Origin of the sequence: Metabacillus sediminilitoris, from assembly GCF_009720625.1 — a bacterium.
GTDB lineage: Bacteria > Bacillota > Bacilli > Bacillales > Bacillaceae > Metabacillus > Metabacillus sediminilitoris.
On the sequence record NZ_CP046266.1, the window covers coordinates 3938872 to 3960087 of the forward strand.

Consider the following 21216-nt stretch of genomic DNA (forward strand, 5'->3'; position numbering starts at 1 on the left):
AAAACATATATTCTATAGAATATAGTTTTAAAGGACAATTTATTAGTAGTTTGTCAGAAAATCTAACAATTAAAATGATACAAATAAAAAACACGATGTTTGAAATTCATCGTGTTTTTACAAGTTTATTCAGTTTAATCATTAGAAAACATATATTCTCTTTTCTTCAATGAACTATTCAAAACTAGGCCAATTCCTAACATACTAGCTATAACAGAACTTCCTCCATAACTCATTAATAACAATGGAATACCTGTAATCGGGACTAAGCCCGAAACCATCCCGATATTTTGAAAAGAATGAAATGTAAATAATGCTACCATACCAATACATATATAAAATTCAAACAAACTACTCCTAGCATACAAAGCAATACCAAGCATTCGATAAATGATTAAAAAATAAAGAGAAACGACAAAAGAAGCACCTAAAAATCCAAATTCCTCAGCTACAATTGTAAAAATAAAATCAGAATGTGCCTCAGGTATATAAACATCACTATTATGAAAACCTTTTCCATCAATCATTCCCGATCCGATAGCTAATAGAGACTGTTTTAATTGATAACCAATACCTTCACCATGTTCAAAAGGATCTAACCAGGAATAAATTCTATTTAATTGATATGTACCAAAAATGTTTAATAATAAATCAGCATTATGAATGAAAATCATCACAAGTACAGCTATTGTTCCAATAATAAGGAATAAAATTGCCAGGATAATTCTCCAATTTATACCTGATAAAAAAATAACAGCAAGCGTAATTACAACCATAACTAATGATGACCCAAAGTCATTTTGTAATAGGATTAAAACTATTGGTACGAGAGATGCCGCAGCAATTTTTAATAGGAGAACAAGATCTTGTTTAATTTGGTCTCTATCTTGTTTTTCAAAGTGCTTATTCGTTATATATGCCAACATCATAATCAAAAATATTTTCATATATTCTGAAGGTTGTAAGGAACCCAATCCAGGCACAATAAACCAAGATTTTGCCCCGTTGCGATACGGAGCAATTGATTCAGGCGCAATGAGAACACCTATTAGTAACATAATACCTACTCCATAAAAATAAGGTGTTACAGTACTAATTTGCTCAAAATCAAATAGAAAGACAACCATTGCAGCAACAATACCTAAAGAAAACCAAATCATTTGTTTGACAAAGAAATTTTCATCATATTGGGCATATTTTTGTGCACTAAAAATCGTAACACAGCTACAGATCATTAACAAAAATAAGAAAAAAACCAATGAAAAATCAAAGTATTTATATTTTTGTGTAGACAAAGCAATCACCATTTTGTAAATATTTTGAAATTTGTGTATCCTACTAAAAGAGTACCATTTCTTTATGAGAAAATATACAAAATAATCCATTTTGTTCTAAATGCATGACTATTTTATTAACAGTATTTAAAAAGCAGATCCATCATTATTACTGATGAATCTGCTTAGATCATTATTTTCCTATAAACATTTGTGTCCAGTGATGGCCATTTTGGTCATATCCTACACCAATGTGAGTAAAATCTTTACTTAGAATATTCTTTCGATGCCCTTCACTATTCATCCAAGCTTGGACAACTTGTTGTGGAGTTTGCTGTCCTTGGGCAATATTTTCACCTGCAGTTTTATATGTCACACCAAAGTCTCTCATCATGTCAAAAGGTGAACCGTATGTTGGACTTGTATGAGAGAAATAGTTATTTTGTCTCATATCTTCGGATTTCTTTTGCGCTACCCCGCTTAATTTTGTATCAGCTGTTAAGTTTGGCAAACCATTTTTACGTCTCTCTTCGTTCGTCAAATCGATTACTTGTTGAACCGCTTGGCTTAAACCTTTAGCTGGCTGGTCTGCTCCTGGCTTTTTCTCTGCTGGAGCTTTAGCTGCTGGCTGTTGCTGTGCAGGTTGCTGTGTTTGTGTTTGCTGCTCGTTTGTTGGTTGCTGCTGAGCTGTCGGAGCCTGTGCTCTTGGTTGTTGTTGAGCTGTCGGAGCCTGTGCTCTTGGTTGTTGCTGAGTAGGAGCTTGTGCTCTTGGTTGTTGATCGATAGGAACTTGTGCTCTTGGTTGTTGATCGATAGGAGCTTGTGCTCTCCCTTGAAATTGTTGCTGTTGTTGTTGAATAAATTGTTCCGCCTGTTGTCTCGCTTCTTCAACAGTATCGGCTTGAATTGTTCTAAATTTAGCTTCTTGAACAGCTATTGCTCTAGTGTGAGGATAGTTTTGACTGGATATATCCGTTTTTGAGCTTGAGATGGTCAGATTATCCATATCTTTCCCATTAAAGTTACGATCTGGTAAAAAATCAAAGTCAAAATCATTATTTGTTAAATTGTTCTCATTATCACGATCAGCTATTCTTAATCCATTCTCACCATTTCGATTTCCGTTATTTACACGTGTTAAAGGGCCGTAATTACGGTTACCGTTATAATTAAAATTATCAGAAACATCCATTGTTCCAATCTGATCATTCTCATTTACATCCATTGCTTCATTATTATTACACGCAACAAGGCCAACAATTAACGCACTTGTAACAACCATGCCAAGTTTATTCTTTATCAATTGAAACTCCTCCTTTGTTAATGATTACGTACCTTCTTATTTTCTTTGTTTTCTTTAAAAGTATAGATGGTAATAATCATGTTAACTGGAGGAAATAGTCACATTTGGATATTCCTTCATAAAAAAACAAATTGAGCTGCTTCAACAGAACAAAATGTTTCATTTATTATTTACTTGATGGATGAAAAAATACAAAAAGAGCGTAAAGGGATCCTTCACACTCTTTTTGTATCTCCTGTAAGGAAAAGATTGATTCCCTACTAATTATTGTGCCACTTCTTGAATAACTGCAACTACTAATTCAGCTGTCTTTTCAAGCTCTTCAATCGGCATTCTTTCATTTGTTGTATGAATTTCTTCGTATCCTACGGCTAAGTTAACAGTCGGAATGCCATTACCAGCAATCACATTAGCATCACTTCCGCCACCACTTGTTTGAAGTTCACTTTCACGTCCAATTTTAGCGGCTGCACGTTTTGCTACTTCAACAACATGATCTCCATCAGCAAATTTAAAGCCTGGATACATCACTTCTACTTCAACCTCAGCACGGCCTCCCATTTCAGTAGCGGCCGCTTCAAATGCATCCTTCATCTTTTTCACTTGCTCTTCCATTTTTTCAGGCACTAGTGAGCGTGCTTCTGCAAGAATATGTACTAAGTCACAAACGATATTTGTTTGTGTGCCACCTTCAAAGCGTCCAATATTTGCTGTCGTTTCGTGATCAATTCGTCCTAATGGCATTCTCGATATTGCCTTTGAAGCAATTGTTATTGCTGAAATACCTTTTTCTGGTGCAACACCAGCATGTGCTGTTTTTCCATAGATCGTTGCTTTTACTTTCGCTTGTGTTGGCGCCGCAACGATAATTGTGCCTACTTTTCCGTCACTGTCTAACGCATAGCCGTATTGCGCTGTCATTAACGATGGATCAAGTGCTTTTGCCCCAACTAAACCTGATTCTTCACCTACAGTAATAACAAATTCAATTTTTCCATGTTGAATATTTTGTTCCTTTACTGTTTTAATTGCTTCTAACATTGCAGCTAATCCAGCTTTATCATCAGCTCCTAAGATTGTTGTACCATCTGTTACAACATATCCATCTTTAATACTTGGTTTAATGCCATTTCCAGGTACAACCGTATCCATATGAGAGGTAAAATAAATGGTGTCAACATTATCTTTCGTTGCTTCTAACGTACATACTAAATTACCAGCTCCATGGCCAGTTACTGCTGTTGTGTCATCTTCTACAACTTGTAATCCAAGACTAGAAAATTTCTCTTTTAATACTTTCGCAATTTCAGCTTCATGCTTTGTTTCTGAATCTACCTGTACAAGCTCTAAAAATTCATCAAGTAAACGCTGTTTGTTAATCATCATTTGTTTTACCTCCTAATATTAAAGGGGAATATTCCCATGTTTTTTCATAGGTCTTGTTTCTGTTTTTGTTCTAAGCATGTCAAGAGCCTGGATAAGTTTTATTCTTGTTTCCCTCGGATCAATCACATCATCCACCATACCCTGACTAGCCGCAACATAAGGATTTGCAAATTTTTCACGGTATTCTTCTATTTTTTCTAATCTAGTTTGTTCTGAGTTTGTGCTATTTTCGATCTCTTTAGAAAAAATAATATTTGCTGCTCCTTGTGGTCCCATTACAGCTATTTCTGCATTCGGCCAAGCAAATACAAGATCTGCACCGATAGATTTACTATTTAAGGCTACATATGCTCCACCATATGCTTTTCGTAATATCACAGTCAATTTAGGTACTGTTGCCTCAGAATATGCATATAAAATCTTTGCTCCGTGCCGAATGATACCACCGTGCTCCTGTTTTACACCAGGAAAAAATCCAGTAACATCTTCAAGTGTAATAATTGGGATTTGAAACGAATCACAAAAACGGATAAATCTTGCCGCTTTATCAGAAGAATTAATATCTAATCCACCAGCCATGTATTTAGGCTGATTACAGACAAGACCAATAACTTCCCCTTTTATTCTTGCCAAACCAATGACAATATTTTTAGCGAAATTCTTTTGAATCTCCATAAATGAATTTTCATCAACGATTTGTTCAATCACAATCCGAACATCATATGGACGAATAGAATCAAATGGAATTAAATCCGTTAAGCTAGGAAGATAATCATCCAAGTCTTCATATGAAGTAGTCGGTGGCTTTTCTTGATTGTTTTGCGGCAAATAACTTAACAGCTTACGAACTTGAAGCAAGACCTCCTCTTCTGAGGAACCGGAGAAGTGTGCATTGCCGCTAATTGTATTATGTACATAAGCCCCACCTAAATCCTCAGAGCTAATTTTTTCTCCAGTTACAGTCTCGATTACCTTCGGGCCTGTAATAAACATTTGACTTGTCTTTTCAACCATAAACACGAAATCTGTGATTGCTGGGGAGTAGACGGCACCGCCTGCACATGGTCCAAGGATGACAGACAATTGTGGAATGACTCCTGAATAAATTGTATTACGGTAAAATATTTTTCCGTAACCATCTAATGATACCACACCTTCTTGAATCCTCGCACCGCCTGAGTCATTCAGCCCAATAAATGGAGTACCATTTTTGGCAGCTAAATCCATGACTGCAGCAATCTTTTTAGCATGCATTTCTCCGAGTGCACCGCCAAAAACAGTAAAATCTTGTGAAAATAAATAGATGGGCCTCCCGTTTATTTTCCCAAAACCTGTAACAACACCGTCTCCCGGACCACTTTTATCTTCTAAACCAAAATCGTTGCATCGATGCTCAATAAAAGGTTGTAACTCTACAAATGTACCTTCATCAAGAAGTAAATTTATCCGTTCTCTAGCTGTAAGCTTTCCCTTTTCATGCTGTTTAGCTATTTTTTCATCTCCGCCCCCAAGTTCCACTTTTCGTCTTTTATCATATAGTTCATTAATTTTTTGATAAATATCAATTGTCATTTTCATCACCCCGCTGTTTTTCGCATAACTCAACTAACACTTTATTTGCTGCTTGAGGATGTAAAAAGGCAATGTTTGCCTGTGCAGCACCTTTTCTTGGTGTTTCATCGATAAGTGGTACCCCTTTTTCCTTCAATTCAGCTAACCTAGATTCTAGATTCTCAACCCCAAATGCGATATGATGAATCCCTTCGCCTCTTTTTGAGAGAAAGTTGGCAACCGCACTTTGATCAGAGATAGGTTCAAGTAATTCAATCTTTGTTTCGCCAGCGGATAAAAAGGCGACTTTTACTTGCTGTGAATGCACTTCTTCAAAACCTACTAATTGGAGCTTTAAAATATCTGTATAAAAAGGTAAGACATCTTCAATTGAATGAACTGCAATTCCAATATGATCAACCTTTTTAACCATAGTCATCTCTCCTTCACCAAAAATGAAAACGTTATCAAGATATAACAAACTTCTCTCCTACTATGTAAAATTCCTGCTATTTTGACGAAATACTCTTTAATTAAAGGATCTGAATAAGAGTTGTCCTAATAAACGATTCACGTTAAAATAATAAGATAAGGAGTGAAGAAATATGTCTCGTAAAACACAAAAAATCGTCGTTTATTTAATGATAGGAGTTATGCTCGTAACTACATTACTTGCAGGCGTATCCATGTGGTTTTAGCACTATTGCTTAAACGGCTAATATACAACGAAGTAGAAAAAATGAGTCTGAAAAACATGGGGTATCCCCTATGCTGATCAGACTCATTTTTTTATTGCTCCATATTCAATGGCAAGCTCTTCAAATGTTTGTTGGCTATTTATAATTAACACCTTAGTTCCAAGCGGGATCTCTTCAAATAGTTGTTCTACATCTTTGTTTTGCATTCTCACACAGCCTTGTGTCACAAACTGTCCAATTGATAACTCATTGTTTGTGCCATGTATTCCATAAATTCTACCATCTGTTCCGTTTGCATCGATTCCTATCCACCTTGAACCAAGTGGATTATTCGGATCTCCACCGGAAATATTCTTTTTTCGATAATAAGGGTCTACAGCTTTCACAGTAATTGTAAATTCCCCCTCTGGTGTCAATTCCTCTGTTTTACCAGTTGCTACTTGGTAGATATTTTTAATTTCATTTTGATTAACAAATGCCAGCTCGTTCGTAAGCTTGTTGATAATAATAAAAGGATCACCAATTATAGGATTTTGGCCAATCGGCCATATAGGTGATGCAATAAGAAAGAGAAAAAGAAACATTACCTTCATGGAATCTACGTCCTTTTACTATTAATATGTTCAAGCATCGTATGAACGATACTACCTTTCCATCCCTTTAAATTGACTTTTTATGATTAAATAAGATTCCATTTCTTTGATAAAATGTAAAAGCGCTGCTCTCACTTCAAACTCTTCTCTAGATTTAGGTAATTCCATGTTTTCAAATAACCCTCTCATCTTCAGTAATTGCACAAGGAATTTATGTGCTGTATTTCCAGGGTGAATATGTAAACGAAGATCTTTAATAAATTCAGCTATTATTTGGCTTTGTTCAACAGATGTATGAATGGAAGTGATCAATGGTATGACACGTTCAATTATTTCAAATTGTTTTTCTCTCATTTTAAAATAATGATAATATGTATTTTCATTACGTAAAAAATGATTTTCTACATCACGGAAAGCCATTGTTTTAGCATCGCTAATTAATTCTGCTGTCTTGATAATTTCTCGTCCATCCCAGACGCGATCTTTATCTATAAGATAATGTTCAATTTCCAAAAAAATAGCTCCAAAATTCTCTTCAATTTGTTGTTGATAATTTTTAAGCTTTCGATCTAAACTTGGCATATAAAGATTCATGATAAGTGCAACACCAATTCCAATTATGATTAGCATCAGTTCGTTTCCAATCAATTGCAGGGTAATCTTTTCAGAATTATATAAATGAAAGATAATGACAACACTTGTAACAATACCTTCAGTTGCTTTCAAAATAACAGTTGTAGGGATAAATACTAGTAATAATAGACCAATTATAAATGGATGGTACATAAGACCTTCGAAAAATATAAATGAAAAAATAATTGCAATTGTACAAGCAAGCAATCGGGCCCAGGAGCTTTGTAGTGACTTTTTCTTAGTCACTTTGATACAAAGTACGGTAATAATCCCCGCAGATACATAATTGTCCAACTGAAGAAATTCTGCAAGCATAACTGCAATGGTCGTGCCAAGTGCTGTTTTTATTGTTCGATAACCGATTTTAAACATAGTGTAACTCCTTAATTAATAATTCTTGCTATTAGTTTACACAAATAGGATGAAAAAAGATGGTCATCTAGATGACCATCTTTTTTCATGTATATTATAACATCTTTTCAAGAAATTCTTGTGCTCTTTTCGTTTTAGGTGCTGTAAAAAACTCGCTAGGCGGTGCATCTTCAACAAGATTACCTTCATCAAGGAATAGAACACGATCTGCAACTTCCTTAGCAAAGCCCATTTCATGTGTAACAATCGCCATTGTCATACCCGTTTGAGCTAAATCCTTCATTACTTCTAATACTTCCTTTACCATTTCAGGATCTAATGCAGATGTTGGCTCATCAAATAGGATAACATCTGGGTTCATCGCAAGTGCTCTAGCGATTGCAACCCTTTGTTTCTGTCCTCCCGATAAGCGATTTGGATATTCTGCTGCCTTTTCTAGAAGGCCGACTTTTTTTAATAATGATTTCGCTTGTTCAGCCGCTTCATGTTTAGAAAGCCCTTTTACTGTCATCGGTGCATATGTCAGATTATCCAGAACCGTTTTGTGTGGGAACAAATGAAAATGTTGAAATACCATACCAACATTTTGACGAACTTTTCCAATGTCTGTTTTCGAGTTTGTAATTTCTTGGTCATTAATCCACACAGTACCCATTGTTGGCGTCTCAAGTAAATTTAAGCAACGTAAGAACGTTGATTTACCTGAACCTGAGGGCCCAATTATTGCAATAACCTCACCAGCGGCAATCGTTGTCGATATTCCTTTTAATACGTCTAGCTTTCCATATGACTTATGCAAATTCTCAATTTTAATCACTGCGTTTCATTCTCCTTTCTACACCTTTACCAAGAAGTGTTAATAGCATAACGAGAATATAGTATATAATTCCAGCAAAAATTAACGGGGCAAAATAATTGTAAGTATCCGCGCCTACTTGATAAGCTCGCCTCATAATATCCTGAACGCCAATTACGGTTACAATGGCAGATTCTTTTGTTAACGTAATAAATTCATTCATTAAGGCAGGCAAAATATTTTTAAAAGCTTGCGGTAAAATGATATCCTTCATCATTTTTGTATAAGGAACACCTAAAGCCATTGCAGCCTCTGTTTGACCTTTATCAATCGCATTAATACCTGCACGAATAATTTCTGATATATAGGCAGCTGAGTTTAACGAAAAAGCTGCTACTGCTGCTGGGTATGGTTCAATAGGAAATCCTAATAGTTGTGGTAGACCAAAATAGATGATAAGTAATTGTAAAACTAACGGTGTACCTCTAAAAATAGATGTATACGCATCAGCTAGAAACATCAAAGGTTTTATGCGGCTAATCTTAAGTAAAGCTAATACAATTCCCCAAGCAAAACCAATTAACAATGAGATAGCAACAATTTGTAACGTGACCCATATTCCTTGCAAAATAAAAGGCAAGGATGGAACAATTGAAGAAAAGTTAATATCCATTCTATCTTCAAATCCTTTCAATCTTTTTTAAGCTTTTTTTTCATAAAAAAGGGCTGACACTAAAAAGTAGTTGTCAGTCCCTTGATGCTAATGAGGGATAAAATTATTCTTCGCCACCAAACCATTTTACTACTAGTTTATCAAGCTCACCGTTTTCTTTCATTTCATTTAACGCATCGTTGAATTCTTGCGTAATTGGACTATCCTTCTGGAATGCAACTGCAGAACCAGCTTCCTCTGAATCCGGAAGTTTGAAGCCTGTTAAATCAGCATCTTTTTCAAAATAGCCATTAGCTACAGTATCTTCAATAATTGCTGCGTCAAGTCGACCCGATTTCATTTCTTGAATCAATTCCGAAATTTTGTTGCGATTTTCGATTTTTACATTAACTTTTTCTGCAATTTCTTTTGCTTTCTCTTCTTGAATCGAGCCTAATTGAACACCAATTGTTTTACCATCAAGCTCTTCAACGCTTTTAATTTCTTTATCCTTTAAAGATAGGATCATATGATTTGCCGCGTAATAAATATCTGAAAAATCAACATTCTCTTTACGTTCAGGTGTAGGAGTCATCCCAGACAAAACTAAATCAATCTGTTTTGCTTGAAGTGCAGGAATTAAACTATTAAAGTCCATATCTTGAACTTCCAACTCATACCCTGTTTTTTCTGCTAACGCATTTGCAAGATCAATATCAAACCCAATAATTTCACTGCCTTTTGTCGTATCAATATACTCAAATGGAGGGTAGTCAGCTGAAGTAGCCATTTTTAAGACTTTCTTATCTTCAGCATCTGATCCTGATGAAGTTTCATTTCCTTCTTCAGTATTCGTTCCACATGCTGCCAACATACTTATGACAAGTATACTTATTAAAAATAATGATATTTTTTTCATATATAGTTTCCTCCTATAATTAATTAATTATTTTTTCATAATGAATATAGATAATTTTACTAATAATTATTCGATATTCTGTATTTTAACACAGGTTAATAATTATGCAATAATAATTTATAAAAATGTATTTGTGAAAATATTATGTTAATTTAGTTTGCAAATAAATAGTATGTATCTAGCTTTTAGAAAAAGAGGCAGACACATTTGCGCCCACCTCTTTATACCTTTTTCAAGCTTCATTTAAACCTCTTCACAATATTCATCAAACGCAGCTTGAAGCTTTGAAACCACTGACATTGGATCATGACCTTCGATTTCATGTCGTTCAATCATTGTCATGATCTTCCCATCTTTTAATAATGCAAAGGATGGTGATGAAGGTGGGTAGCCAGTAAACATTTCACGCGCTCGTGCTGTTGCTTCTTTATCTTGTCCTGCAAAAACAGTAACAAGCTGATCAGGACGCTTGTCATAATGAACTGCATGTGCTGCAGCTGGTCTTGCGATTCCGCCTGCACAACCACATACACTGTTAATCATCACTAAAGTCGTGCCGTTTTTATTAAGTGTTTCATCTACTTCTTCAGATGTAGTTAGCTCTTTATATCCTGCTGCACTAATCTCTTTACGTGCCTGTTTTACAATATCATTCATAAATAAATTAAAGTCCATACTCATTATAACCTCTCCTTTTATAAACATTACATTCATTTTACCAATCTTTCTATTAATAGGGCAAATAGTTCGCTAGTATTTATCATTCCTAAATAGATCTAATAATTCTAATGCACTTGCTGCAACACTTTTATTCCCATTTATTATTGCATTTTCGTAATGTGAAAGTTTTTCTCGCACGATTGGATGATGATAAAAAGACTGATATAGTTCTTGCTTAAGAAACTGATGAAGCCAATCACGTTGTTGATCTTTTCTTCGCTTTTCAAAAACTTGACTTAGTTTCGTTTGCTCAACAAACTGATAAACCAACTTCCAAATATTCTCTATTCCACTATCTTTTATGGCAGATGCCGTAACAGCTTTTGTTGTCCACCCGTCTGTATATGGCTTTAAAAAATGAAGAAGGGTATTATATTCGTGCATTGCTTTTTTTGCTTTTGATAGATTATCGCCATCTGCTTTATTAACAACGACTAAATCAGGTAATTCCATTATTCCTTTCTTCATTGTTTGTAATTCATCACCAGCACCTGTTAAAACAAGAAGGATGAAAAAATCCACCATATTCCTGACAACAAATTCTCCTTGTCCTACTCCCATTGTTTCAACTAAGATGACATCAAATCCTGCAGCCTCACATAAAATGATCGTTTCTCTCGTTTTTCGATTAACACCGCCAAGGTTCCCCCCTGAAGGCGAAGGTCTAATAAATGCACGGGGGTTTTTAGCTAATCGTTCCATTCTCGTTTTATCCCCCATAATGCTCCCTTTTGAAACTTCACTGCTAGGATCGACAGCTAGTACAGCAATGCGATAGCCATTGTCACATAAATAGGTACCAAATGCATCAATGAATGTACTTTTGCCGGCACCTGGCACTCCTGTAATCCCGATTCTTATCGAGGAGTTTTCTCGCTGTAAAAGTGCTTCAATGATTTGTTGACCTTTTTCAAAATGCCTTTTTGCATTACTTTCAACTAATGTAATAGCCTGTGCTAAGATGACACGATCACCTTTCACAATTCCCTCTATATAATCATTAACAGCGATTTCGTTCTTTTTACGAAAATATTTTGTCATTCTTCTATTTCCTCATAACCTAAACGTTCAATAATGATAGCTAACACTTTCGTTGCCGCCACAGGGATGACAGTACCTGGGCCAAATATTTCAGCTGCCCCCATTTCTTTTAATTCAGCATAATCTTGGTAAGGGATAACACCGCCAATGATCACGACAATATCTTCTCTTCCTAATCTTTTTAATTCCTTTATTAGTTGGGGAAGAAGCGTTTTATGTCCAGCTGCTAATGAGCTCATTCCGATCACATGTACATCATTTTCGATTGCTTGTGCTGCTGTTTCTGCAGGTGTTTGAAATAGTGGTCCTATATCAACATCAAAGCCCAAATCAGCAAATGCTGTTGCAATTACCTTTGCCCCTCGATCGTGGCCATCCTGGCCCATTTTTGCAATTAAGATTCTTGGCCGTCTTCCTTCTAGCTCAAAAAATTGATCTGTTTTTTCTCTAACAGCATTAATTTCTTCTACATTTGAAAATTCCGCACTATAAACACCACTTATTGAACGTATCATTGCTTGATGGCGTTTACTCACTTTTTCAATTGCATAGGAGATTTCACCAAGTGTAGCACGTTGACGTGCTGCCTCAACTGCTAATGCTAGTAAATTTCCTTCTCCGGTAGCAGTTGCCTTTGTAATTGCTTGTAAGGCTTGATTCACCTTTTCTTCATGACGATTTGCTTTTAATTGCCGAATTCTTTCCATTTGCTTCATTCTGACTTCAGTATTATCAATCGATAATATATCAAGAGGATCTTCTTCTTCTAATCTGAATTTATTTACACCAATGATCGTTTCTTTTCCGGAATCTATATTTGCTTGCCTTCTTGCAGCAGCTTCTTCAATTTTCATTTTTGGAAATCCTGTTTCAATTGCCTTTGTCATCCCGCCAAGTTCTTCTATTTCATCCAAAAGCATCGTTGCGCGCTCAATCAGAGAATGTGTTAATGACTCGACATAATAAGATCCACCCCATGGATCAATGACCTGACATATCCCTGTTTCATTTTGTAAGTACAATTGTGTATTTCGAGCAATTCGTGCCGAAAAATCGGTTGGCAGTGCGATTGCTTCATCCAAAGCATTTGTATGGAGCGATTGTGTATGCCCCATTGCTGCTGCATGTGCTTCAATACATGTGCGAACGACGTTATTATATGGATCTTGTTCCGTTAAGCTCCATCCCGATGTTTGAGAATGAGTACGTAATGCAAGCGATTTAGGGTTTTTAGGATTAAATCGCTCTACAATTGAGGACCACATATAGCGTGCTGCCCGCATTTTAGCAACCTCCATAAAGTAGTTCATCCCAATCGCCCAAAAGAATGATAGTCTAGGAGCAAAATGGTCAATTTCAAGTCCTGCCTTTAAGCCGGTTCGAATATACTCAAGCCCATTAGCCAATGTAAATGCAAGTTCTAGATCAGCTGGTGCCCCTGCCTCCTGCATATGATAACCAGAGATGCTAATACTATTAAATTTCGGCATATGCTCTGCTGTATATTCGAAAATATCTGCGATAATTCTCATCGATGTCTCTGGTGGATAAATATATGTATTACGAACCATATATTCTTTTAAAATATCATTTTGAATGGTACCGCTAAGCTTTTCCTTCGTCACCCCTTGCTCCTCGGCTGTTACAATATAAAAAGCCATGATTGGTAAGACAGCACCATTCATCGTCATCGAGACAGACATTTCGTCGAGTGGAATTCCATCAAACAATAGCTTCATATCAAGAATCGAATCAATTGCAACGCCAGCTTTTCCCACATCTCCTTCAACACGGGGATGATCTGAGTCATATCCGCGATGTGTAGCCAAGTCAAACGCAACAGATAGTCCTTTTTGACCCATTTCTAAATTTCGTCTATAAAAAGCATTGCTTTCTTCAGCTGTAGAAAATCCTGCATATTGTCTTATTGTCCAAGGCCTATTTACATACATTGTTGCATAAGGTCCTCTTAAGTATGGAAAAACACCTGGAAAAGTATCCAAATGATTCATCCCTTCCAGGTCAACAGCCGTATAGTTATTTTTCACTTGAATTTGCTCATTTGTCTTAAAATAGGAAGGCGATGTTTCCGGAAAAGTGGTTGTTTTTAAGAGCTTCGCACCTGCAATCGTTTGGCGTTTCATCAATTTTTAACCCCCAGTAGTCGATGCAACTTGATTAAAAACTGGTATGCATCCATGTTAGCTGAAAGAAAAGCCTCTATCCGATTTTCATCTATTTTCATTTCATGTTTTTTGCCGGCAATAAATAGATGAACATCCTTTAGTTTTTGAATGAACTTCTCGTCAATAAGCTGGTATTCCTCATCCCTTCCACAGAAGATAATTGTGTTTACATGATGAGTAGTACATTGTTGGTTATAAGGCATAACCTCTACACATATCCCGCCTGCAGCTAGTAATCCTGTTACAAAGTCAAGCCTTGGTTTATAATCTTTTAATGGACCAAAGGTCAATACCCCTACTTTTGGCTTTTTCCCGGAAATTTGATAATGTGTTTCAGCATTAACCCTAAGCTGTTCAAAATGCTCTATTAAACGTTGATGGTTTATTTTTGGAATCTGAAGTTGTTCTGTTTGTTTGTTAGGTTTTATCATTGGGATATCATTCTTTTCCCGAATATATAACAAAGCTTCGTGAAATGTTCCAACCTGTACAGCATTTTGACTAGCTGCTCTTTTATGATTTGATTTTTGAGGCTTGGTACTGTGGTCTGAAAGATTTGCAAAAGCATTTGATCCAATAATCTTTATTAGCAAGCTATTGATATCAGAGCGTCTTTGAGCTAGCATTTTTTCACACTCTAATTGTGGTATCCCCTTCATTAATATGTTAAGATGCCCGCCATTTTCGTCGATTTCTTGGATTCCATTCCATGCTTTAGTTGCCAATTCATTCGTTATGGCTTCTACATAATAGGATCCTGCAGCTGGATCTACTACTTTAGAAATCAAGCTTTCTTCCTTTAAAATATAGTGTGTATTTCTTGAAATTCGTTCTCCCAATTCTCCCTTCCTTTCTAGTACACTATCAAAGGGAAGAATTGTTAATTCATCAACACCTGCAACAGCAGCAGTAAAGGCTTCAGTTGATGTACGAAGTAAGTTCACATGTGCATCGTAAACTGTTTTATTAAAAGTCGAAGTAATCGCATGTACATTTATTTTCTGTGCTGCTTCGCTACCTCCTAAAGCATTGATGAGCGATGCCCATATTTGTTTTGCAGCTCTTAATTTTGCTATTTCCATAAAATAATTAGATCCGATAGAAAATGAAAATTGTGTGTGTTTTGCAATTACTTCAATCGAAACACCGCGATGAAGAAGCTCGTTTATAGCATCAAGCACAGTTGAAAAGGTATAAATTAGCTCTTGAAGACTATTAGCACCAGCATCATGATATAAACTGCTTTTAATTAGTAAACAGCGCACAGCACATTCATTTGCTTCAGTCCATTTCATGATGTCTGCAAGATAATCAAATTTTGTGTCAAGAGAAATAGAAGTCTTTCCACTTACCAATAAATCTTCATACGGATCAAATCCTATCACTCCTCTTACCTTTATGAGTTCATTGCATATGAGCCTGTTATCCAAAAAAAGAGGAATAATACCTAATTCTTCGCCTACATCGAAAAAAATAGAATCTGCTTCCCAATCAATTTGTTCAAATGCACATTCAACATCTTCTGCATTTTTAATAAAATGAAAATCGTTGAGATAAAAAGAGTCCTGACCGCGAAGCTTTGCATGCCTAATCATCTCACTTAATTCCATACATTCATCAGCCAAAAGCAGTTGACAAATCTTCCAATTATTACTGTCTTGATAAGCATAACTGCTACTTTGATGGATAATGTCCTCTGTAACATATAATGGTTTTAATGCAATTCCCTCATATGTCATGGACATAAGACTCTCAAATCTCTTACCCCTTAATGCCTTTTCTGCTGCTACTTTCCAATCATTCCATATCCCCTTATTATGTATCATGCTTTGCTCCTCACCCATGAAGCGCTTCCTTTTTGGAAGCCCACCCCCTTGTCGAAAATCCATGATCATTTTAAACTCATTAAACAATTGAAAAAGAATGCGTTTACATTTCTATTTTATTATAGTTTTTCACCTACAGCAATTATGTTCTTTGCTACAGCCTTATTCTAAACTTATTGAATGATTAAGACTTCCATTAAGTATCCGGTCATTTTATTACCTTCATATGAATCACCATGACAATCCAAATGTTGGTAACATCTATGAATGATTATACGCTCTAAAATTTAAAAAAATCCTTCATCGCTTTGATGAAGGACAGATCTCTCTTCAATTACTTGACAAAAAAACATTAATAGATCGATGTTGTTTCCTTTGAGATATTTTCTAATATTTCTTTTACTCGTTTTAAGAAACGACCACATATTAAGCCATCTAATACCCGATGATCAAGGGACAGACATAGATTTACCATATCACGAACAGCAATCATCCCACCTGCCATAACTACCGGACGTTTGACAATTGATTCAACTTGTAGGATTGCAGCCTGTGGATAATTGATAATACCCATAGATTGAACAGATCCGAACGAACCTGTATTATTCACGGTAAATGTACCGCCTTGCATATCAGCTGAAGTGAGTTTGCCACTGCGTACTTTGATCGCTAATTCTGTTATTTCTCTTGCAATACCTTTGATCGTTTTTTCATCTGCAGCTTTAATAACTGGGACAAATAAGGAATCCTCTGTAGCAACAGCAATTGATAAATTGATGTCTTTTTTCTGGATAATCTTATCTCCAGCCCACATTGAATTAATTTGCGGATATTCTTTTAGCGCTTGTGCTACAGCCTTCACGAAAAATGCAAAGAATGTTAAGTTAAAGCCCTCTTTTTGCTTAAAATCAGCCTTAACAGAATTGCGATAGTCTACAAGATTTGTCACATCAACTTCCATCATCATCCAAGCGTGTGGAGCTTCATGCTTACTTCGAACCATATTTGCTGCAATTGCTTTACGAACACCAGTAACAGGTATTTCAATATCACCTGTCACCGAAGATGGAGTAGATTGTGGTTGCTTTTGATCGAGCTCTACAGGTGGTTGAGATGTTAATCGTTCACCATTTGGTTCCGTTTTATTGTTCTCTTCGCCAATTAATGGCATAGACCCGCTCTCAATTAGCTGTAATAAATCTTTTCTTGTAATCCGTCCACCTGCACCTGTTCCATTCACTTGTTCTAGGTCAATATTATGATCCTGTGCTATACGGAGTACTGCTGGAGAATAACGTTTTTTATTGGGTTGATCTACAAGGGTCGTCGCTTGATTTTCAACCGTTTCTTTTCTATCACTCTTTGTGCCAATTTCAGTTTCAGTTGAAGCTTTTGGCCCCTCAACTTCGATATGACAAATGATTTCCCCTACTGATAATGTTACTCCTTCTTCTGCAAGAATATCAGTAATAATACCGCTAAAGGAGGATGGAACTTCGGCATTTACTTTGTCTGTCATCACTTCTGCAATGGGGTCATATTTCTTTACTTCATCACCCACAGCAACAAGCCATTTACTAATCGTACCTTCTGTTACACTCTCACCTAACTGAGGCATTTTAATTTGTTCAATTGCCACTGGTATACCTCCTTATTAGAAATGCATTCAAGCATCATGTGACTTTCTAACATTTATAAGACCAAACTCAGAATAATCTTCTATTTATATGTGGCTTAAAACTTTCAGACTATACACATGAGCGAAACATTCACATTTTTAGCTTTCATAGTAAAACATTGAAATTTAAAATTCCGCTAGCTTACGCATTGCTTCTTCTACTTTATCTGGATTGACCATAAAGTATTTTTCCATTGTTGGTGCATATGGCATTGCAGGAATATCTGGGCCTGCTAATCTCATAATTGGAGCATCTAAATCAAACAAGCAATTTTCAGCGATGATCGCTGATACTTCACTCATGATGCTTCCTTCTTTTGTGTCCTCTGTTACGAGCAGGACCTTACCAGTTTTTGACGCTGCTTCAATAATCGCATCTTTATCTAAAGGATAGACTGTTCTTAAATCTACTACATGTGCAGAGATTCCATCACTTGCTAATCTTTCTGCAGCTTGCAAAGCAAAATGGACACATAATCCGTATGTAATAACAGTAATGTCTTCCCCTTCTCTTTTTACATCAGCTTTACCAATTGGTATCACATAATCGTCATTTGGTACTTCACCTTTAATTAAGCGATAGGCCCGTTTATGTTCAAAGAATAATACTGGATCATCGTCACGAATTGCCGCTTTTAATAATCCTTTTGCATCATATGGTGTGGAGGGGATAACAATTTTTAAGCCGGGCTGATTTGCAAATATTGCTTCAACAGATTGAGAATGGTAAAGTGCTCCATGGACACCACCGCCAAAAGGTGCACGGATCGTAATTGGGCAGCTCCAATCATTATTCGAGCGATAGCGAATTTTCGCCGCTTCTGAAATAATTTGATTCACAGCAGGCATAATAAAATCAGCAAACTGCATTTCAGCAATAGGTCTCATTCCATACATCGCCGCTCCAATCCCAACACCAGCAATAGCAGACTCAGCTAATGGTGTATCAATAACCCGCTCTTCGCCAAACTTTTCATATAACCCTGTTGTTGCTTTAAACACCCCGCCTTTTTTCCCAACATCTTCTCCTAGCACGAATACTTGATCGTCGCGCTCCATCTCTTCGCGCATTGCCATCGTAATGGCATCTATATATGAAATTACCGCCATATTTTTTCCCCCTTACTCTGCATATACATATTTTAATGCATATTCTGGTTCTGCATATGGAGCAGCTTCAGCATAATCTGTTGCTTCATCCACTATTTTCATTATCCGTTCTATCATCTCTTTTTCGATTGCATCAGTTAGAATGCCTGCTTCTGTTAAATAGTTAGCAAATTGAATGATTGGATCATTTCTCTTTGCTTCTGCAACTTCTTCTTGTTCACGATAACTGCGATCATCATCATCACTAGAATGTGGTGTCAAACGATAGGAAATCGTTTCAATTAATGTAGGACCTTCTCCTCTGCGACCACGGTCTGCAGCTTCTTTTACAGCTGCATATACTTCTAGTGGATCATTTCCATCTACAGTTATACCCGGCATGCCATATCCAATAGCTCTGTCAGATATTTTTTCACATGCTACTTGTTTTTCATATGGGACAGATATTGCATATTTATTGTTTTCACACATTAAAATAACAGGCAATTTATGAACAGCTGCGAAGTTTGCTCCTTCATGGAAATCACCTTGGTTTGAAGAACCCTCTCCAAAGGTTACAAATGTGACTAAATTCTTCTTCTGCATCTTCCCTGCCAGTGCAATGCCGACTGCATGCGGAACCTGTGTTGTTACTGGAGAAGATCCTGTAACAATACGGTTTTTCTTCTGACCAAAGTGACCTGGCATTTGTCTTCCACCTGAGTTTGGATCCTCATGCTTAGCAAATCCAGATAGCATTAAATCTTTCGCTGTCATTCCAAACGTTAACACGACTCCCATATCTCGATAATATGGTAGAACATAATCTTCATTTAGATCAAGTGCAAATGCCGCTCCTACTTGAGCAGCTTCTTGTCCTTGGCAGGAAATAACAAACGGTATTTTTCCGGCACGATTTAAAAGCCACATACGTTCATCTATTTTCCTTGCCATTACCATTGTTTCGTACATCTTTAATACATCTTCATCTGTTAAGCCTAATGATTGATGTCGTTTTTCAGTCATTCGATTACCCCCTTAAAAATGAATAGCCTTCCCATCAACAGCAAGCGCTGCTTCTCCGATCGCCTCAGATAGTGTAGGATGTGGGTGTATTGTATGTGCAACCTCCCAAGGGGTAGCATCTAACACTCTTGCAAGGCCCGCTTCAGAAATCATATCCGTTACATGCGGCCCTATCATATGAACACCTAATAAATCTTCTGTTTCCTCATCCACTACTAGCTTAACGAAGCCTTCTGCTTCACCATATACTAGTGCTTTCCCAATTGCTTTAAACGGAAATTTTCCGATCTTTATTTTTATACCTTTTAGCTTCGCTTCATCCTCTGTGTATCCTACACTTGCAATTTCAGGTGAGCTATAAATACATTTAGAAATCAATGTTTCATCTATTGGCATTGGATTCGTATTTGCAATATGCTCTACAGCAACAATTCCTTCATGTGAAGCAACATGTGCCAATTGTAATCCTCCGATTACATCACCAATTGCGTAAATATGCGATTCTTTTGTTTGATAATATTGATTTGTTTCAATATAACCTTTTTCAATTTTAATCTCAGTATTTTCAAGTCCAATTCCTTCGACATTAGGAAGTCTCCCAACAGAAACAAGAATGTGATCAGCTGAAAATGTATTTTCCCCGCTTTGAAGCTCTGCTTTAATCGTTACACCTTCACCTTTTTCAAGCGTATTCGGCAAAACCTTCGCATTCGTGACAATGGAAACACCTTTTTTTGTCATAATACGCTCCATTTCATTTGAGATTTCTTTATCCTCTGTCGGTAAAATACGGTCGGCATATTCTAGTACAGTGACTTTTGTTCCGAAGTCTGATAGCATAGAAGCCCATTCGATCCCGATTACTCCTCCACCGACTATAATGATAGAATCTGGTAAACGCTCTAAGTCTAGTGCTTCATTTGAAGTTAAAACTCTGTCACCGTCAATTTCAAGTCCTTGTAAGCTTCTAGGTCTTGAACCCGTTGCAATTATGACATTTTTCGGGATGAGCATTTCATTTTCTTCGCCGTTGTTCATCTCAACAGAGATCGTTCCAGGCATTGGTGAAAAAATCGATGGACCTAGAATACGCCCTATTCCCTCATAAACATCAATTTTGCCTTTTTTCATTAAATGCTGTACACCTTTATGTAGTTGATCAATAATACTTTGTTTTCTTTCCTGAACTTTTAAGAAATTTAGGCTAACCCCGGTTGTTTCAACACCAAATTCTTCACTTCTTTTTGTTGTTGCAAAGACTTCTGCACTCCTAAGGAGTGCTTTGCTTGGTATACAGCCTTTGTGCAAGCATGTTCCTCCAAGCTTGCCTTTTTCGACTATTGCTGTTTTTAGACCTAGTTGTGTGGCACGAATTGCCGCAACATATCCGCCTGTTCCACCGCCAATTATGACGAGATCATATTCAGTTGCCATCTTGACGCCTCCCTATTTCTAGCTAATGACTATTAATAT

19 protein-coding genes are annotated in these 21216 nt (G+C 36.5%); 1 reads left to right on the top strand and 18 read right to left on the bottom strand.

Annotated elements, in window-relative coordinates; genetic code table 11:
* Positions 1-134 precede the first annotated feature (134 nt).
* The 5 genes from GMB29_RS18905 to mce form a co-directional block, all read right to left on the bottom strand.
* The gene (locus tag GMB29_RS18905) at positions 135-1295 is read right to left on the bottom strand and encodes an FtsW/RodA/SpoVE family cell cycle protein (RefSeq protein ID WP_168733818.1); all 1161 of its coding nucleotides are present in this window, start codon (positions 1293-1295) and stop codon (positions 135-137) included.
* 172 nt (positions 1296-1467) lie between these two features.
* Complete coding sequence (locus tag GMB29_RS18910) at positions 1468-2280, bottom strand: CAP domain-containing protein (protein ID WP_136353361.1); 813 nt, start codon at positions 2278-2280, stop codon at positions 1468-1470.
* A gap of 561 nt (positions 2281-2841) precedes the next feature.
* Positions 2842-3960: a tripeptidase T gene (locus GMB29_RS18915; RefSeq protein ID WP_136353363.1), complete on the bottom strand. Its 1119-nt coding sequence runs from the start codon at positions 3958-3960 to the stop codon at positions 2842-2844.
* A gap of 21 nt (positions 3961-3981) precedes the next feature.
* On the bottom strand, positions 3982-5529 hold the full coding sequence (locus tag GMB29_RS18920; RefSeq protein WP_136353365.1) for an acyl-CoA carboxylase subunit beta: 1548 nt from the start codon (positions 5527-5529) through the stop codon (positions 3982-3984).
* On the bottom strand, positions 5525-5947 hold the full coding sequence (mce, locus tag GMB29_RS18925; RefSeq protein WP_136352940.1) for a methylmalonyl-CoA epimerase: 423 nt from the start codon (positions 5945-5947) through the stop codon (positions 5525-5527). Before mce ends, GMB29_RS18920 begins: the two co-directional genes overlap by 5 nt.
* A gap of 172 nt (positions 5948-6119) precedes the next feature.
* Here mce and prli42 point away from each other — a divergent pair, with 172 nt between their 5' ends.
* Complete coding sequence (prli42, locus tag GMB29_RS18930) at positions 6120-6212, top strand: stressosome-associated protein Prli42 (protein WP_155443920.1); 93 nt, start codon at positions 6120-6122, stop codon at positions 6210-6212.
* Between the two features lie 83 nt (positions 6213-6295).
* Here prli42 and GMB29_RS18935 read toward each other — a convergent pair whose 3' ends face one another.
* The 13 genes from GMB29_RS18935 to lpdA all read right to left on the bottom strand — a co-directional run bounded on the left by GMB29_RS18935 (position 6296) and on the right by lpdA (position 21177).
* On the bottom strand, positions 6296-6805 hold the full coding sequence (locus GMB29_RS18935; protein WP_136352942.1) for a L,D-transpeptidase: 510 nt from the start codon (positions 6803-6805) through the stop codon (positions 6296-6298).
* 51 nt (positions 6806-6856) lie between these two features.
* Positions 6857-7810 (bottom strand): aromatic acid exporter family protein, encoded by a 954-nt coding sequence (locus GMB29_RS18940; RefSeq protein WP_136352944.1) that lies wholly within the window; start codon positions 7808-7810, stop codon positions 6857-6859.
* Positions 7811-7904: 94 nt separating this feature from the next.
* Positions 7905-8627, bottom strand: a complete 723-nt coding sequence (locus GMB29_RS18945; RefSeq protein WP_136352946.1) for an amino acid ABC transporter ATP-binding protein — start codon at positions 8625-8627, stop codon at positions 7905-7907.
* Complete coding sequence (locus GMB29_RS18950; RefSeq protein WP_136353367.1) at positions 8620-9279, bottom strand: amino acid ABC transporter permease; 660 nt, start codon at positions 9277-9279, stop codon at positions 8620-8622. Before GMB29_RS18950 ends, GMB29_RS18945 begins: the two co-directional genes overlap by 8 nt.
* Before the next feature lie 103 nt (positions 9280-9382).
* A complete protein-coding gene (locus GMB29_RS18955) occupies positions 9383-10177 on the bottom strand; it encodes a transporter substrate-binding domain-containing protein (protein WP_136352948.1) in 795 nt (264 codons plus the stop codon).
* Between the two features lie 243 nt (positions 10178-10420).
* Positions 10421-10858, bottom strand: coding sequence for a BrxA/BrxB family bacilliredoxin (locus tag GMB29_RS18960; RefSeq protein ID WP_136352950.1), 438 nt, complete (start codon positions 10856-10858; stop codon positions 10421-10423).
* A 69-nt stretch (positions 10859-10927) separates the two neighbouring features.
* Positions 10928-11938, bottom strand: coding sequence for a methylmalonyl Co-A mutase-associated GTPase MeaB (meaB, locus tag GMB29_RS18965; RefSeq protein WP_136352952.1), 1011 nt, complete (start codon positions 11936-11938; stop codon positions 10928-10930).
* Positions 11935-14082, bottom strand: a complete 2148-nt coding sequence (gene scpA, locus GMB29_RS18970; protein WP_136353369.1) for a methylmalonyl-CoA mutase — start codon at positions 14080-14082, stop codon at positions 11935-11937. Before scpA ends, meaB begins: the two co-directional genes overlap by 4 nt.
* Positions 14082-15968 (bottom strand): methylmalonyl-CoA mutase family protein, encoded by a 1887-nt coding sequence (locus tag GMB29_RS18975; protein ID WP_168733819.1) that lies wholly within the window; start codon positions 15966-15968, stop codon positions 14082-14084. The genes scpA and GMB29_RS18975 overlap by 1 nt, the downstream gene beginning before the upstream one ends.
* Positions 15969-16302: 334 nt before the next feature.
* Positions 16303-17589, bottom strand: coding sequence for a dihydrolipoamide acetyltransferase family protein (locus tag GMB29_RS18980; protein ID WP_136352956.1), 1287 nt, complete (start codon positions 17587-17589; stop codon positions 16303-16305).
* 165 nt (positions 17590-17754) lie between these two features.
* A complete protein-coding gene (locus GMB29_RS18985) occupies positions 17755-18738 on the bottom strand; it encodes an alpha-ketoacid dehydrogenase subunit beta (protein ID WP_136352958.1) in 984 nt (327 codons plus the stop codon).
* A 12-nt stretch (positions 18739-18750) separates the two neighbouring features.
* On the bottom strand, positions 18751-19743 hold the full coding sequence (locus tag GMB29_RS18990) for a thiamine pyrophosphate-dependent dehydrogenase E1 component subunit alpha (protein WP_136352960.1): 993 nt from the start codon (positions 19741-19743) through the stop codon (positions 18751-18753).
* 12 nt (positions 19744-19755) lie between these two features.
* Complete coding sequence (gene lpdA, locus GMB29_RS18995) at positions 19756-21177, bottom strand: dihydrolipoyl dehydrogenase (protein WP_136352962.1); 1422 nt, start codon at positions 21175-21177, stop codon at positions 19756-19758.
* Between the last annotated feature and the right edge of the window lie 39 nt (positions 21178-21216).